The sequence below is a fragment of the Mesorhizobium sp. M0778 genome (genome assembly GCF_040320105.1).
Classification (GTDB): domain Bacteria; phylum Pseudomonadota; class Alphaproteobacteria; order Rhizobiales; family Rhizobiaceae; genus Mesorhizobium.
In genome coordinates this window covers 54,868-69,660 of sequence record NZ_JAMYPA010000014.1, presented here as the reverse complement: position 1 = coordinate 69,660, position 14,793 = coordinate 54,868, and the positions used below count along the sequence as shown (strand labels likewise).

Here is a 14,793-nt window from a genome sequence, read left to right as displayed (position 1 = left end):
CGCCCTGTTCCGCCTCTGGTTGGCGCGAGCTAGCCTTTCGAGCCGGCTGGGGCGATTGCGCCTGGAACAATATCCGTGTTCTGAGCCACCTTGATTCGCCATCCCGACTGCCCTTCTTGGACAATCAGAAGCAATATGCCTTTCCTAACCCCGGCCGGGGAGCCGTCCGGAGCAAATGCTCCCGTTAGCGTCCAAGTGTAATGAACAGAAGCAAGCCCCGGAGCCAATTTCACAACCGACGAGATATCGCCTTCTAATCGGCTATCCCGAAACATGGTGTCATGGGTGGCTCGGTGCGCCGCTTCGATCTCGGATCGGTTCTTCCACCAAACACCTACGACGTTAACGAAATTAGCATCGGAAGCGAACAGAGACGCAAACTCATCCATGTCATGCCGGTTCCAAGCGTTCGCAAAAGCGGTAGCGACATGCTCGGGCTTATCAGACGTCACGCTCATGACCCACGTCTCCTGCGTACCTCCGCTAAGCATATAGGAGCCCGGACCGGATGCGACACGGCAAAGGTCAAATTTCAAATTGACGCACTAGCGGCAGCGGAGGAATTGCGACATCCAATGTGGGATCCTGTTACGATCCCCTATGGCCATCCGAATAGTATCCTGGCGCTTCTTTCCGCCTTCGCCTACGGATTCGCAAAACTCGTTGAACGTTATGGCGGCGTTGGCGATCAGCCTTCTCCATGTGAAGAAGGCTCAACCCTTGATTGCCCAGACCGCAATGCGCCGCCACCTTAAACCTGAGCCTAAGCATTCGAGCGCGCTTGGAATAGGAAGTCGCGTTCGCGCCAATCAAGCGGAAGACCAAAGTCTGCACGGCAGAAGAGCGAATTGATGGCTATCATCGTGACATGATAGCGTTGCCGCACCTTGCCCGAGGACGGCGTCTTCGCGCCATTCCATGCACATGCCATGCGTCGCAGTTGCGCCACAAATGCTCAGGGCGCCAGTCCGGCCTTCCCCCAAGTGACAATCCTGGCGTCAGGCGCCGCAGGCTGATGGATGTTGTCTGGTCGGTCATCTTTGATGAAACCGTACCGGATGCAGACGCCGAAGGGGGGCGGAAGCCGACTAAGAGCCCGCCAATTTCGTCTAAGTTCATGTCCGCCGTTTGCAAGTAAAAATGCGAAAAGACACTACGATGCAAGGACTTAGCTTGCGTTCTTGAGCCTTCGACCTTTCTCTAGCACGCGGCAGTAGTCCGGAGCAGTGGGTCTGAGTGCCCCTATTCTGCTCCTAGTTTTTGACGTTCGGAGACGACTAGATGGCCAAAATCAAGCTAACCAAATCTGCGGTTGACGCCGCCGCCCCGCAGGACCGCGATTACGCATCCGGCAGGGTGAAGACGGTGCAGGGCGCGGCGATGCCGCGCAGCACGTGTTCGCCCAGCGGCACCAGCGGTGTGGTGATCTCGGCGGCGAGCGCGCCCGAGATCAGCACCGAGCGGCCGAGCGGCCGGCATAGCCCCTCCAGCCGGCTGACCAGGTTGACCGCGGGGCCGATGGCGGTGAAATCCAGCCGGTCGACCGCGCCGATATTGCCCCACAGCATCTCGCCGAGATGCAGCGCCGCGCCGAACGGCAGCCGGGGCAGGCCCTGCGCCTGCCGCCCCGCATCGAGATGGGCCATGCCGGCGCGGGCGGCGACGACGGCGCGCAGCGCCGCCTCGCAGGCCTCGGCCGGCGCAGCGGTGACCGGGAAAATCGCCAGCATGCCGTCGCCGATAAATTTCAGCACTTCGCCCCCAAAGGCGTGCACCGCGCCGGCGACGCGGTCGAACCAGGCGTCGAGCGCGGCGATCACCGTCGTGGGCTCGGTTGACTCGGACAGGGCGGTAAAGCCGCGCAGGTCGGCATAGAGCAGCGCGGCGCGAATGGTTTCTCCGGTGCCGCGGCGCAGGGACCCGCCTTGCACCCGGGCGGCACTGCGCCGGCCGAGATAAGCCTCGAGCAGCGCTGTCAGCGCCGCCCGCGCCGCAAGTGCGGCAAGGGGCGCCGCGGCGAAGCGCGCGGCCTGGCGCAGCCGGGCAGCCTCGGCGGGGCCGAACGGCCGGGTTCCAGCCCAGCCCAGCACCGGACTATCCGGCGCCCGGCCAACCGGGCCCTCCTGCACCGTGCCGAGCTCCGCCAGCCAGTCGCGCCCGGCCTGGCCGAGCGGACCGCCGGCGAAGCTCAGCGCCTCGATCACCGCCCCTGTCTCCGCCCGCCAAAGCCAGGTGCGGCGGGTGATGATGGGATGCGGCACCGCGAGCGTCAGCGCGCCGCCGGCCAGCGGCAGGCCGTCAGCCAGAAGTCGGCCGCCGAGCTCGGCCAGAAACCGGTCGGGGGCGGCCGAGGCGCCGGCCTCGTCCACCAGCCAGGCGAGAGGCGCGGGCAGATCCATGGCGCGATTATGCGGCCACCGCGCCCGGCCTGTCATCCGCGCCGTGACGATGCGCAGCCGGCCCGCCGATCTATCCCCCCGCCCCCGGCGCTGGTACGGTCCGATCCTCGATGGCGCCGGGTTCGACCCGCCCTGCGAGCCGGCATCCGCCGTCAAATTGCAACGGGCTCACGGGCGGCGATATCGCGCGCGGAAGGCCGTCACCGCCTGCCCGTGTGGCCGTATTTGGGATCCGGGCCGGGATCACGCCCGGCTGCAACCTCGCCCAGCCTGCCGAGGTAATGAGCCCAGCCCTCCGCATGGCCGGCGCATTGCTCGGCATTGGGCAGGCCGGAGTGGGTCAGGCGCAGCAGCGTTCCGTCCGGCTGCTCGATCAGATCGATCTCAACCAGGCTCGATCCCGGCGGCACCTCATCGCTCTCTTCCCAGCCGAAGCTGTATGCCAGACGGTGCACCGGCACCACCTCCCGGAAGGTGCCGCGAGCGACGCGAGCCCCGGTAACATTGACGAGATAGAGCCCGCCGGACTGCGGCTCGAGCTGCGCCTCCGTTCCCATCCAGCGCAGGATCTTCTCCGGATCGGTCAGGAGGGCAAACAGCGCAGCGGGGGGCGCCGGGATGTGTGTCTCGCGGCGGACGACGAGGGCCTCTTGCATCGGCTTCCTCCATAGTTGCGACAGTTGGAGCAATTGTAAACCAGTTGGCTGCTCGTGCGATAGAATAGGATCGGACATCTACTCTGGAGTGACAAGTGTGGCGAGATTCCGATGGGCACTCGCCGATCACAGCCGCGGCGCATGCGCTCCGCTTCGGGAGCGTTCGAAGCGTTGGGTGCCGCATCCGATATCCCGAGGATCGATTCTCAGAGATCAGTTGCATCACCGGAGATTGGTTTCGGGCTGACGCCACGCGAGCTGCACGTGCTGCGGCTGGTGGCGACCGGCAGGTCGAATAAGGTGATCGCTCATGAGCTCTGCCTCAGCGGAAAGACCATCGACCTGCACCTCTGCAAATTCGCAGAACCTAAGCGCCAAAACTGGCGCGGTGCTCCTACGCGTAGCTGATTCCCGTCAGTGACCGGGGTTTCGGCGCGGAAACAGGCAAGCTGCGGCAGCTTCATGCCCCGTCGTCGCCCTCACGCCACCAGACGCGGAGCAGTTCGTGCAGTCGCGGCGACATCGTGGAGTGGCGGTCCTTGCGGCCCTTGCCCTCCTGGACGCGGCCGAAGTTGATCGGCCGCAACACCAATGCGCCCAGTATGATGATCGGCCAGCGGGCCGCGGACATGATAGTCCATCAAGAAGTGCTGCAGTGACGCCCGTCGATCCCGGGCTCCTACGCAACATCCATTTCGGGACCATCTCTCTATTATTCTGCAGGCGGACGCGTGCCGGTTCTCAAAGGACGTGTTGAGCGCGCCATCAGACACTCCAGGACCGGCTTGTGAAGGCACTGCGCCTGCGCGTCATCAGCACGATCAAAGGAGACCAATGCTTATGCGCCTGAGTTCATGGCGGACTTCAACGCTCGCTTTGGCAAGGACGATCCTGCCGGTGGCTTCGGCGAAGCGCCGGGCCGGTGATCTGAACATTCCCCTTTGCGGCGATATCTTCGGCATTCCACGAAACGAACGACGGGAGTTGGATATGAGAACGGAAATGTTGCTCGACGCAAAGGTCTCGCCGAGTCGGCCACAGGGCGAGTGTTCAGGTTCTGAGCAGCAGGCTTGAACTTCTGTACGACAACGAACTCAGCCTGATCATTCTCCCAATTGACTGCCGAAAATGACCGCCTTCTTACAACTAACCGCCAAGCCACATTTGGCATTTGCAACTCGCGCTGGGGTGTCGACCGCTTCTCTCACGCTCCCCCCATATAGATTTCCATGATCTGCCGGTCGTCGCGCACGTCCCGACGCGTCCCCTCGAAGCGCTTTTCGCCGGCCGCCAGGATGTAAAGCTTGTCCGCAATCGGCATCGCCTCGCGGATGTTCTGCTCCACCATCACGATGCCAATGCCGTGCGCGGTGAGGGTGGTAATGCGTTCGAGCGTCTCGATGACCATGGCCGGCGACAATCCGGCGGAAGGCTCGTCCAGCAGAATGAAGCGCGGTTCCGAAACCAGTGCCCGCGCCAGCGCAAGCATTGCCTGCTCGCCGCCCGAAAGCGAACCGGCCGCGGTACGCCGCCGCCGTGCTAAAGAGGGATATTGCTCGATCAGCGCCTCGATGCGCTGCTCGACTATCCGCCGGTCCGCGATGGCGTAGCCACCCATGCGCAAATTCTCCATCACTGTCAGGCGCGGAAACACACCGCCGCCCTGCGGCATCAACACCAGACCCTGGCGCACCACTTCATGGACGGCAAGGTTGGAGAGTGTTGATTCACCCAGGCGCGCCGTACCGCTCCACACCGGCAGCGCGCCGACAATGGCCTTGAGCAGGGTCGACTTGCCACTGCCGTTCGGCCCGAAGATGCAGGTAATCTTGCCAGCTTCCGCGCTCAGCGAGACGCCATGGACGATCTCCTGCTTGCCGTAGCCGGCGACGATGTTGTCGGCGGTGAGCGTGGTGCTCATTGTGGCCGCCCCAGATAGGTCTGCATAACTTCCGAATTGCGAACGATGTCGTTGAAAGGCCCGGTGGCCACGACACGGCCTGCATCCATGACAATGACGCGGTCGCACACGTTCCGCACCATTTCCATGTCGTGCTCGATGACCAGGACGGTGGTGCCGCGCTCGCGCAGCCGCGCGATGGCCTCCACGATGATCTTGCGGATGCTGGGATGCACGCCCGCTGTCACCTCGTCGAGCAGAATGAGCGAGGCCTGGCGCATCACAACGCGCCCGAACTCCAGCAGTTTCTGCTGGCCGCCCGAAAGATCGGATGCGCGGTTGTCTGCGACATGCTCCAGCTTGAGCAGCGCCAGCGTATCGGCCGCCCGTTCGCGCGCGCCCCGCCAGTGGCCCTCGGCCGCAGCCGCCAGCAGGTTTTCGGTGACGCTCATATTGTCAAACATGGCCGGAATCTGGAAGGTGCGAGCAAGCCCCAGCCGCGCGATCGTGTGAGCCTTTCGGCCGCCGATTTCGTGACCGTCGAAGCGGATCTGGCCACGATCCGGCGTCACCGTGCCCGATATCAGGTTGAACAGAGTCGACTTGCCAGACCCGTTAGGCCCGATCAGGCCGGCGATCTCGCGCCGACCGACGTCCAGGGAGACACCGTTGACGGCCTTGATGCCGCCGAAATGGCAGTGGAGTTCGCGCACGACGAGAATAGGTTCGCCGGTGCCAGAAGTTTTGCCCTCGGCGGCGCTCAACTGGGCCGTCCCGGGCCGCCGCCGACAAGATTGCCGACCGCCTTGTCCAGCACGGCGCCAGACTTGGCCACGCGCCTCGAAAACATGCCGACGATGCCGTTCGGCAGAAACAGCACCACCAGCACGATGGCCGCGCCCAATATGGCGATATAGAACGCGGTGTCACCCCAGTACATCCAGATGATGCGGTTTACGACAAAGAGCGCCACACCGCCCAATGCCGGCCCCCACAGGCTGCCCAGCCCGCCCAGCAGCACCATCACCACCATCTGATCGGTGATGTCGCCGCCGAAGACGCTTTTCGGATTGATGAACGTGACCCAGTAGGCAAAGATCGCGCCAAATACCGAGGCGGTGACGGCACTGAGCACGAAGGTCTGCAGCTTGACCAGCGAAGTATTGATACCGATAGCCTCGGCCGCCGGCTCATGATCGCGCAGTGCCTTGACCTTCAGCCCGAAACGCGAGCGCTCGAACAGCGCCCACGTAATGAGATAGGTGAGCGCAGCCGCGCCGAACATGGCGAAGTAGAAGAAGCGCTCGTCAAGAAAGGGCGGCAGCCCAATGCCGCCGATGCCGCCGGTGAAGTCCATCACCGAGGCGAACTGTATGAGCACCTCGGCGAAGGCCCAGGTGGCTATGGCGAAATAGGCGCCGCGCAGGCGCAGCGTCGGCGCGCCGATGATGATGGCAAACAGCGCCGTCACCACGATACCGGCCGGGAGGGTGGCGAAGAAGGGCCAGGCGAGCCTGTCGCCCATCAGCAGCGCCGTAACATAGGCGCCGAGCCCGAAGAAGGCCGAATGGCCGAAATTGATGTAGCCGGCATAGCCGCCGAGCATGTTCCAGGAGCAGGCCAGCCCCGCCCACATCAGCGCGCCAGTGGCAATGCGCAGCCAGTAGTTGTTGACCAGCATCGGCAGCAGCGCCAGCACAACGATTACGGCGATCAGCAGGAGGAGGACGGCCCAGCGTGGCTTCATGTCCCGCCTCACAAGCCGTGCCGCAGGATCCCGCGCGGAGACACGAGAAGGACGAGGAATAGGGTGCCGAAGATCGCCAGCAGCGAATAGCTCGACCCGACATAGGTCGCGACGAAGGCTTCGATGACGCCGAGCAGCAGCGCGGCGACGAGGGCACCGCCGACGGAGCCCAAGCCGGCAAGCACAGCCACGAAAAATGCGAACAGAGTATAGCGCAGGCCGACTTCCGGGTTCACTGAAAAGATTGCACCCATTAGTACGCCGGCCATGGCAGTGATGCCTGCGTAGAGCCCGTAAACAGTGGCGCTGAGGCGGCGGATGTTGACGCCCATCAGTGCGGCGTTCTGCCGGTTTTCAGCCGTCGCTCTGATCGCCAACCCATAGCGGGTGCGGTAGAGGAACAGGAACAGTCCGCCGGCGATGGCGATCGCGAAGACCGCCGCGGCCACGCGGATCAGGGGCACCGTCACGGGCCCGACGGCGAGGCTCTCGCCACTCAACACGGTCGGCACGCTGTGGGTATTGAAGCCCCACGCGGTCAGCATGCCGCCGCGCAGTAGCGTGAACAGGCCGAAGGTCAACGCCAGCGCCATCAATTCCGGCCGCGCCGTGCGGCTGTTGCGGACATTGTAGAGGATCGGCCCAATCAGATAGCCGATGGCGCCGAACAGCATGAAGGCCACGGGGATCGCCAGGAATCCGTCGACACCAAGTCCGGCACCCATATAGTAGCCGAGATAGCCGCCCAGCACGACCCAGCCGCCCACCGCGAAATCGATGACATGCAGCACGCCGAAAGCGAGCTGGAAACCGATCGTAAAAGTGGCGATGACGCCGCCGATCAGAAGGCCGTTCAGCAAGGTCTGTAGGAATAGATCCAACGCGGGAACCGTCCGTCAGCCAACGAAAGGGCAGAGTGCCGCGGCAAAGCGGCCGTACACACGATAGCATGGTCCGTCATTTTCCGAGCACGCGCAACCACCGTCATTGCGCCGGGCAAGGGTGATGGCGACGAGGCCGCCCCCACCCTGTCCAGAACCGGCTATTTCCAAGCTGGCAGCGGGTAGGTGAGGTCCGCTGCCGCGGCCTCTTTCGGCCCCACCGCTACGGTCTTGCCACCCTGAATCTGGATCAGCACCGGCACCGGCTGGACGTTGTCGTGGTAGTGGTTGCCTTCCTTCTCGAACTTGATCGGTCCGTAGAAGGTCTGGATGTCGGTCGCGGCTATCGCGTCCTTAAGAGCAACCCTGTCTTCAGGCGTGAGCCCCGGCTTCTTGCCAAGCCGCTTGACGGCATCGCCGAAAACGAGACCGCTGGCCGCGCAGGCCGCTTCGGTATAGTCGGGCTCGTGCCCGGACTTCTTTTGCGCCATCTCGGCAAACTCCTTTGCGGTGCCGAAGAAGTCGTCCTTATATGAAACCGACGGCAGCCACACGGAGACGCCGCAGGTACCGTCGGCGTCCGCGGCGAGCGCCTGGGCGAAGGCCGGGTCGGTGACGCCATAGTGCATTATCAGCGCCTTGGGCCGGAAGTTCAGCGACTTGGAGGTCTTGACGACATTGATCAGCGGCTCCTCATGGCCGCCGACGGCGACGATATCGGGATTGAGCGCTGCGATCTTAGAGATGACGGGGGTAAGGTCGCCAGAGGCCGGCACCAATTCGTAGGCGACGACTTCCAATCCGGCCTCCTTGGCCCCGTCGCGAAAACCTTCGCCGGTTTCCTTCGAGAAGGGTTCGTTGACGCCGATCACAGCAATCGTCTTGGCCATGGGGTTAGACAGTTTCGCCAGCACGGCCAGCGATTTACCCGCAGTGGTGTCCACGGCCGGGATGATGCCGAAGTTGAATTCCGGCTTGGCCTTCCAGACGTTTGGGGATTCCGCGGAGCCGGAAATCATCGGCACCTGGTACTTCTGGCAAATCGGCTGCACGGCGATAGTCGAGCCGCTGGTGTAAGGGCCGAATAGCACGTCGACCTCATTCTGGACGATCAGGCGCTCGGCGGCATCCGCGCCGGTCGCCGGGTTGCTTTGGTCGTCACCGTAGAACATGTCGACCTTGAAACGCTCGCCGGCGACTTCAACCCCGCCCTTGGCGTTGACGGCCTCCGCCCATAGGTCGTAACCGCGTTTGGTCAGGTTGCCGCCGAGGATGTTCTCGCCCGACAGCGAGGTGATAACGCCGGCCTTGAATGTCGTCACCTGCGCGCATGCCGCTCGCACAAACGGGCCCAACGGGCCGGCTGCGAAGGCGCCGGCGCTGACGCCGAGGAACCGACGGCGCGAAAAACGTTTGCTGTTCGTGAACATCACTCAACTCCCTTCATCCGTTATCAGATTGGAAACCGACGATATCTCCTGTTTATACCACTGTATGCCTTTTGTGCGGACAGAGAAGATATGCCTGGGTCAACAGGCAATGCGTAAGGCGGCTTCGGGTCATCAACGCGTAGAGGCGCCGCAGGCTGTGGATGCTCAATGCCTCGTCGTGCACCAGCTTCGTCGACGTATGCCTTTTGGGCGCCATTGGCGCCGCGAGCAGTTGTAGACGCGGCTCCTATTCTGCACCTAGACAAGTTTGCGAGGCATCAAGGAACGAAGGTCTAGTCATTAAGACATTGATTTTTCTGTTGATTTATGTTCCTCGCGACGCTCCGTCGCATGGTAGACAAACCACTTTTTGAGAGGCAAGGCGCGAGATAGCCCTCGGATCATGGTCGCGGAGGGGTGGGATTCGCCGATCATGGCCTCGTCGCCAAGATGACGCCTTCGGCAGCCTTTTGATTTCTTTAAAACGGTCGCCGCAGTTTCGAAGATGGAGCCCCACGGAACCAAATCTGTCCGCTCGCGTCCGGGTTGGCTGGGCAAAGCCGGCCCGGCGCCCGAAGGCAGGCCCAAGCGGACAAGCGTGGCAACAATGCTTTCATTCCAAATTGGGTTACTCGGGCCGTTCTGCCACAAAGAGAGTATCGGAGAGAAGCCCAAGCCGGTCGCGATCCGCGGCGGGTATACGATCTGAATTTATTCGGGTGACCGTAAAGCCGGCGTCCTCGATACGCTCCTTGATATCCGGTCCGTAGGCTCGCACGTGATCCGATCCACCAAAGCGCTCGTCCCGCTCGCTCAGTGACATAGATGGCGTCGCTTCGATCGTTTGGCGATAAATAAGCGGCACCTGGATCCAGACCTGCCCTCGGGGCTTAAGAGATGACCAAAGTTGCCGAAACACATGCCGATCATCAGGTACGTGTTCCATGACATGACTTAAGACGACGATATCGAGATCGCTGGTGCGACGCATGTCCATCAGGTCAATTTTCACGGTATCGGGCCCGTACCGTCCCGGCTCGAAATCGGCTTTGATTAGATTGCCCGCTTGAGAGAGTCTCTTTGAAAGACCCTTCTCGCTCGGCGCAATCTGGAGAATTTCAAGCTGCCCCGCCGGCAACTTGATAAGCCTACGGTCTAGAGCACAAATCAAAAACCGCTCACGATCCACGGCATGACAAAGCGGGCAGATAAGAGTGTACGCTCCGAAACGGTAAAAAGCCGCTACATCGCGATCGCAGGCATTGCAGTGATGAGCCTTGCTCGTCGGGAGGTGCGTCAGGGCAAAGGCTCTGAGCCAATCTCGGTACGAATGAAGTTTGCGTGTGACCCGCCGTACTGTGATACGATCACCATAGCTGCGAAAAAGAGAAAGAAGTCGGCTCTCTCGAACATTGTTCTTCCTTGATGGTTTCAGCATGTCGCCTCTAAGGTTTTTTCACCCAGGGGACGATAATTAGCGCCAGCTGATATGAAGTCGAGTCTGCGGAGCAGCCCGTGCTCCCGATCGGTCGCTGACGATGCAGGGCGTGGGAGCCAGGCCCTCGCGCTAACGCTGGGACAGCGGCCAGCAGGAACACGCGCTGGCGGGGCTGCTAGTCCTAGTTGTCCTATTCGAACCCCGCCTTTGAAGAGAAAAATTCGATCATCGTCATTGCTGCGCCTTGCCCGCTGCTCCTCGACAATGGCCCGCATCGTCAAATTCGCCGGCCACTCGCTGCGCGTTGACCTCGTCGGCCGAGGTCGACGATCGCTATGTGCAAAAACAGCTCGGCCATAACTCCTCGGAGATGACCCGCCGCTATCAGCGCCGCAGAGATCGCTTCCGCATCAACCTGACCAGGGCTTCCGACCTCTAACGAGGCAAAAAACCCCTCCTCTGCCGTTATTCCGCCGCTCAGGTTCGCGCGAACGGCCTCACCCTGAGCGCCAAAAGACTGGTTTTCGGCCATTCGGGCTGCCCCGGAGCCTCCGGGCCTGTTTCATCGCCAGGACAGCTGGTCTTTCGGCAGCCGACCGCTCGGATCGAACACGTTCACTTTGTGCGGAAGATCGGGACCCCAGTCCCATAGCACCAGATTGCGGTCTTCCGTCTCCGCGCCCGGAGCAAAACTCGGCACCAGAATTCCAGCAATGCCTTCAGGCCGCGGCCGGTCATAGATGGACCAGGATGCAGGTCGCTCTCCGTTGCTGAGAGCCGTGGCCCAGGCGCTCCCCATGTCCGCAAGCGTGACAGAAGATTCTCCCCTCCCCTGCTCGGTTGTCAGATCAGTGATGTCCTCGCAGTCCACCTCATAAGAGCTCAGCACGCAGGGGTCGATGCGATGCGCGAAGCCCTGGTTGGCTTCCTTGACAGCCGTCATGACGGTCAGCGCCAGATATAGCGCGGGCACACCTTTGGGATTGAATCGAGCGCCCCTGATCGCCGCTCCATCACCGGAACTCGGCTTGAATGCCCAACGTGGATCATGCGCCCTGTAGCAGGTTCCGACAAACCTCAAGCAAAGCCACCCAGGGCCATGTGATCGAGGTAGTCGCGAATAGCAGCGGCCTTGCCGTCCTTCACGAGGGCTTCGGCGGTACGTCCACCGAATGCCGGCAGCGGCTGGGCTCGGTACCAGGCCATGGCCTGTTCCTTGCCTCCCGCCCAATCCGTCACGCGGCTGATGATTTCGAGCATCTCGCGCAGACGCCCCTGCGTCTTTGCCGTGCGGCTGCGCTCCAGCCGATAGAGGGTTTCGCGGGCAAGCCCGGCCGTCTGAGCCAACTGACCCTTGGACATTCCAAAGCTGTCGGCCACCTGGTCAACGGCAATTTTCCCGGCACGGTCCATATAGGACAAAACCAGGGGTTCATTCTGCATGGATTTCTTGAGGGCTTGCCCCATGGAGTTCCTTGTCATATTAGCAGCCGTATTTACTGTGCAAAACATATGGCGCTTTTCGACTGGTTTCAAGCCCCCAAGCGCATGGCGTTGTTTGGCGGCTTCTGGACGCGTGCCCCGGGCGACAGCACCCGCCAGATCTCGTTCAGCGGGCATGTCACCTTCGTCCTCCAGGGAATTCGGTTTCGCAAGGACGGCACACTCGGCAAATTGCACGAAACGCTGACGTTGTCTTTCAAAGACGAAGGCAAGCGGAGGGAGGAGGTTGGTGGCCGATCAAAAGTTTGAGCGATATCCTCGTGATGTGTGCGATTGGCGCCGCGAGCAGTTGGTTCGGTGTCTCGCGACACTCCGGCGCATGGTAGACAAACCCCGATTAGGAAACGAACGTCCGTCCCGACGGAGGGACTGCGCGATTCAGATGTCCGGATCGTCGAGAATGCGAGAGATCGTGCTGCGCCCCAGCGCACTCATGGCGGGGTTGGTGCGATGGTAATACCAGACGAGACCCATTGCCTGCTGGAATGCCCAAGCAACACCACGCTTCCACCAAAGATCTTCAACCTGAAGGGCGCACCGAAAGGTCGCTCTTCGCTCGCGGTCTAGAAGATGCCACGCGACTACCAAATCTAGCGACGGGTCGGCTGGTCCGAAACTGCCGCCATCAAGCACTCCGACAAGACGCCCGCCCGCACGAGAAGGTTTGCTGGGATAAGGTCCCTATGAGTCATCACGACAGGCCCAGCGGATGGCAACGCCCGGAAGCGAGTCCACAAATCGCGCAGTCGAGCCACATCAAGAAGGCCCTCGCTGTTTTCAAAGCAAACACTCATCCAATCGTCATGATCGAAGAGATGTCCACCACGTCCTTGCCCGTCGAAGCGTCGGCCCCGTGTGTCCGCTTGGCGCAACGATGCCACGAGGTGTACAAGGTCTAGGGCGAACGTCGTCGATCCACTTAGCCCGTGCGGCGTGGCAACCTCGCCTTCGATCCAAGTTTGTAACGCCCATGGCATTGGGTAGTGAGGACCTGGCTCGCCGAGCCCAATCGGTTGAGGCGTCGGAAATAAGCAATGTTCCCCAATCTCGACCATGGCAGCGGCCTCTGACCGAAGCATATTGGCGCATTCGGTCGGATTCATCGCCCTCAGTGGGAACCGCGCCGTGCTCTTCGAGCCAATGCGGAAGATGACATTGACGGTTCCCGACGATCTAACTGAGGTGATGTCTTCATGACGATACTGGGGAAACTGGTCGCGGATCATCTGGCGGGCGATATCGACGTCGATATCCACCTGGTCGTCATGCATCATGAGTTCTCGTCCTGCCGAGCTCGAATATGCGCAGCACCCGAGGCATTCCACACTCTTGTCCTACCTCCACCGATGCCATCAAAATCTCCCTTGCGGCGCTTCGCTTGGCATAGATGCCGACGCCCAGAAATTTTCGCCACGATACCTCAGCCCGCCGATCGCGGTCTATGAGCATCAAGCAGAGGTCCCCCTATTCCCAGGGAGTAAACCGTGGCGACGCGCAGATCGCCGGCGGCCTCGGCAGCATGATGGATGCGTCGATGTCGGGCCACGTCGGCAATGTCGACAATCGCGAGCGCGATGGTGAGTGTCTTTGCTTCAGCACGCCGCGAATGACCGGACGGTAGATCCCAGATCAGGAACCGATTGATAGGGTTCTTGTGCTCCGGGACGCTAAGCAGAGCTTGCAAATGATGGTGTCCCGGGCGTGACGATCAGGCTTGCCGGTAAAACAGCGCCCGTCCGGTCGGAATTAGCTGAAGAAGATAATCGAAGTCGCTGATGTTCGCTGTGAGTACCGTGAACCCTAGCTTCTGCGCCTGCAGGAACAAGACACAATCCTGAAGCGCGCGGAGGCGAGCATCTTTCTGGTAGTCCTGAAGGCGGCACATGATGCCGGACAGCAGCGCAGCTTTTCCAAGCACGTCCGTATCCGGTGCGAAGACACGATGCGGGTGCATGACGCGAATGGTAGCGCCAATCTGTTTGATTGCAGTCTTTGTACCGGGATGCTTGGGGTCCAGCACGCCGACGGTGTGCATGAGTTTCTGGATGGCAACCGTCGAATGATTACTCAGTCTGAGATCGAGCAGATCGGCGACAACATCCGGGGCGTGGCTCTGCAAACCATCAATGTAGACACAGGTATCGAGCATCAGCTCTTGCCCCGCCTCGGCAGTATCACCGAGGAACGGAAGGTCGTCGTCCTTGCGGCGAGACAGCCTTTCCTGAGGATCGAATCGTGCCCAGCGGACAGAACTGGCAAAATCAAAGTCAGTCAACTCAGAACCCGAGCTTAAGCGTCGGATCGACGGTGCCTCTCGTCTTTCTGAACGTCTGTCCGAAATTGTCGTCGAGGGCGACATTCGCGAGGGCGAATTCGATCAAGTCGGTGTCAGTCTTGATCCCGGTCTGCTTCTTGGCTTTTTCGATCAGCGCCGGACTGATACGACCACCGATCCGCGCGCTCTTCTCACCCAGCAGACCAGAACGTTCCGCCGCCTTCATGACGGCCTCAACACGGGTTCTGCTGACCGCGACAGACTTGCCGGTCTTTGTTGCCCGATCAGTCTTCGGAAGTGGCTCGCCGGCCTTCCTCGTCATTTCGATATCGGCCATACCGGCGCGCTTCTGAATGGCAAATCTCCCTTGCCGTTCCGCGCCACCACCCGTGTGTTTCTTCCTCGCTGCCTTCGCCATGACGCAGCCTCCAATGTCTGACATTTCACGATTTCGTCCAACATAACATGATTGAGACAATTTTCAAGGAGCCACCGAAATGCGGCGACGGCTGGCGGTCTCGGAAGCCCGGCAGGGCGAACGCCTGGATGCGATGCTTCTCGCCG

The 14,793-nt window shown here is 61.4% G+C and carries 19 protein-coding genes and 2 pseudogenes; 6 read left to right on the top strand and 15 right to left on the bottom strand.

Features of this window, described 5'->3' with window-relative positions; all coding sequences use genetic code 11:
• Positions 1–29 precede the first annotated feature (29 nt).
• The 3 genes from NKI22_RS19990 to NKI22_RS19980 all read right to left on the bottom strand — a co-directional run bounded on the left by NKI22_RS19990 (position 30) and on the right by NKI22_RS19980 (position 3,055).
• On the bottom strand, positions 30–458 hold the full coding sequence (locus tag NKI22_RS19990; RefSeq protein ID WP_352496563.1) for an SgcJ/EcaC family oxidoreductase: 429 nt from the start codon (positions 456–458) through the stop codon (positions 30–32).
• An 882-nt stretch (positions 459–1,340) separates the two neighbouring features.
• Positions 1,341–2,399 carry an adenylate/guanylate cyclase domain-containing protein gene (locus NKI22_RS19985; RefSeq protein WP_352496562.1) on the bottom strand — a complete coding sequence of 353 codons (1,059 nt, stop codon included), beginning with the start codon at positions 2,397–2,399 and terminating at the stop codon, positions 1,341–1,343.
• A gap of 200 nt (positions 2,400–2,599) precedes the next feature.
• Positions 2,600–3,055, bottom strand: coding sequence for an SRPBCC family protein (locus NKI22_RS19980; protein WP_352496561.1), 456 nt, complete (start codon positions 3,053–3,055; stop codon positions 2,600–2,602).
• 111 nt (positions 3,056–3,166) lie between these two features.
• On the opposite strand from NKI22_RS19980, the gene NKI22_RS19975 reads away from it, so the two are divergent.
• A complete protein-coding gene (locus NKI22_RS19975) occupies positions 3,167–3,463 on the top strand; it encodes a helix-turn-helix transcriptional regulator (protein WP_352496560.1) in 297 nt (98 codons plus the stop codon).
• 52 nt (positions 3,464–3,515) lie between these two features.
• On the opposite strand, the gene NKI22_RS19970 is transcribed toward NKI22_RS19975, so the two are convergent.
• On the bottom strand, positions 3,516–3,686 hold the full coding sequence (locus tag NKI22_RS19970) for a hypothetical protein (protein ID WP_023723176.1): 171 nt from the start codon (positions 3,684–3,686) through the stop codon (positions 3,516–3,518).
• Positions 3,687–3,789: 103 nt separating this feature from the next.
• Between NKI22_RS19970 and NKI22_RS31480 the strand changes: the two are divergent.
• Together NKI22_RS31480 and NKI22_RS19965 are read left to right on the top strand one after the other, a co-directional pair.
• Positions 3,790–3,939, top strand: a pseudogene (locus tag NKI22_RS31480) (ISNCY family transposase); the annotation flags it as partial.
• Entirely contained in the window at positions 3,890–4,129 is a 240-nt protein-coding gene (locus NKI22_RS19965) for a hypothetical protein (RefSeq protein WP_352496569.1), read from the top strand. The pseudogene NKI22_RS31480 and the gene NKI22_RS19965, both read left to right, overlap by 50 nt.
• A 130-nt stretch (positions 4,130–4,259) precedes the next feature.
• Here NKI22_RS19965 and NKI22_RS19960 read toward each other — a convergent pair whose 3' ends face one another.
• The 6 genes from NKI22_RS19960 to NKI22_RS19935 all read right to left on the bottom strand — a co-directional run bounded on the left by NKI22_RS19960 (position 4,260) and on the right by NKI22_RS19935 (position 10,451).
• Entirely contained in the window at positions 4,260–4,976 is a 717-nt protein-coding gene (locus NKI22_RS19960; RefSeq protein ID WP_352496559.1) for an ABC transporter ATP-binding protein, read from the bottom strand.
• Complete coding sequence (locus NKI22_RS19955; RefSeq protein ID WP_352958725.1) at positions 4,973–5,719, bottom strand: ABC transporter ATP-binding protein; 747 nt, start codon at positions 5,717–5,719, stop codon at positions 4,973–4,975. The genes NKI22_RS19960 and NKI22_RS19955 overlap by 4 nt, the downstream gene beginning before the upstream one ends.
• Entirely contained in the window at positions 5,716–6,702 is a 987-nt protein-coding gene (locus NKI22_RS19950) for a branched-chain amino acid ABC transporter permease (RefSeq protein ID WP_352496557.1), read from the bottom strand. Before NKI22_RS19950 ends, NKI22_RS19955 begins: the two co-directional genes overlap by 4 nt.
• Before the next feature lie 8 nt (positions 6,703–6,710).
• A complete protein-coding gene (locus NKI22_RS19945; protein ID WP_352496556.1) occupies positions 6,711–7,583 on the bottom strand; it encodes a branched-chain amino acid ABC transporter permease in 873 nt (290 codons plus the stop codon).
• Positions 7,584–7,744: 161 nt separating this feature from the next.
• Entirely contained in the window at positions 7,745–9,013 is a 1,269-nt protein-coding gene (locus tag NKI22_RS19940; RefSeq protein WP_352496555.1) for an amino acid ABC transporter substrate-binding protein, read from the bottom strand.
• Positions 9,014–9,641: 628 nt separating this feature from the next.
• Entirely contained in the window at positions 9,642–10,451 is an 810-nt protein-coding gene (locus NKI22_RS19935; RefSeq protein ID WP_084643179.1) for a class I SAM-dependent methyltransferase, read from the bottom strand.
• Positions 10,452–10,721: 270 nt separating this feature from the next.
• On the opposite strand from NKI22_RS19935, the pseudogene NKI22_RS19930 reads away from it, so the two are divergent.
• Positions 10,722–10,890: pseudogene (locus NKI22_RS19930) on the top strand (integrase); the annotation flags it as partial.
• A gap of 123 nt (positions 10,891–11,013) precedes the next feature.
• On the opposite strand, the gene NKI22_RS19925 reads toward NKI22_RS19930, so the two are convergent.
• Together NKI22_RS19925 and NKI22_RS19920 are read right to left on the bottom strand one after the other, a co-directional pair.
• Complete coding sequence (locus NKI22_RS19925) at positions 11,014–11,532, bottom strand: RES family NAD+ phosphorylase (protein WP_352958722.1); 519 nt, start codon at positions 11,530–11,532, stop codon at positions 11,014–11,016.
• Positions 11,529–11,918, bottom strand: a complete 390-nt coding sequence (locus NKI22_RS19920) for an antitoxin Xre/MbcA/ParS toxin-binding domain-containing protein (protein WP_031195508.1) — start codon at positions 11,916–11,918, stop codon at positions 11,529–11,531. Before NKI22_RS19920 ends, NKI22_RS19925 begins: the two co-directional genes overlap by 4 nt.
• Before the next feature lie 45 nt (positions 11,919–11,963).
• On the opposite strand from NKI22_RS19920, the gene NKI22_RS19915 reads away from it, so the two are divergent.
• Positions 11,964–12,203 (top strand): hypothetical protein, encoded by a 240-nt coding sequence (locus tag NKI22_RS19915; protein ID WP_352790366.1) that lies wholly within the window; start codon positions 11,964–11,966, stop codon positions 12,201–12,203.
• 341 nt (positions 12,204–12,544) lie between these two features.
• On the opposite strand, the gene NKI22_RS19910 is transcribed toward NKI22_RS19915, so the two are convergent.
• Positions 12,545–13,228 (bottom strand): phosphotransferase, encoded by a 684-nt coding sequence (locus NKI22_RS19910; protein ID WP_352958719.1) that lies wholly within the window; start codon positions 13,226–13,228, stop codon positions 12,545–12,547.
• A 167-nt stretch (positions 13,229–13,395) separates the two neighbouring features.
• Between NKI22_RS19910 and NKI22_RS19905 the strand changes: the two genes are divergently transcribed.
• Positions 13,396–13,575 (top strand): hypothetical protein, encoded by a 180-nt coding sequence (locus NKI22_RS19905; protein ID WP_023723152.1) that lies wholly within the window; start codon positions 13,396–13,398, stop codon positions 13,573–13,575.
• Between the two features lie 87 nt (positions 13,576–13,662).
• On the opposite strand, the gene NKI22_RS19900 is transcribed toward NKI22_RS19905, so the two are convergent.
• Positions 13,663–14,229, bottom strand: coding sequence for a type II toxin-antitoxin system VapC family toxin (locus tag NKI22_RS19900; RefSeq protein WP_352915321.1), 567 nt, complete (start codon positions 14,227–14,229; stop codon positions 13,663–13,665).
• Position 14,230: 1 nt separating this feature from the next.
• Positions 14,231–14,647: a hypothetical protein gene (locus NKI22_RS19895; protein ID WP_352915323.1), complete on the bottom strand. Its 417-nt coding sequence runs from the start codon at positions 14,645–14,647 to the stop codon at positions 14,231–14,233.
• Positions 14,648–14,793: the final 146 nt, after the last annotated feature.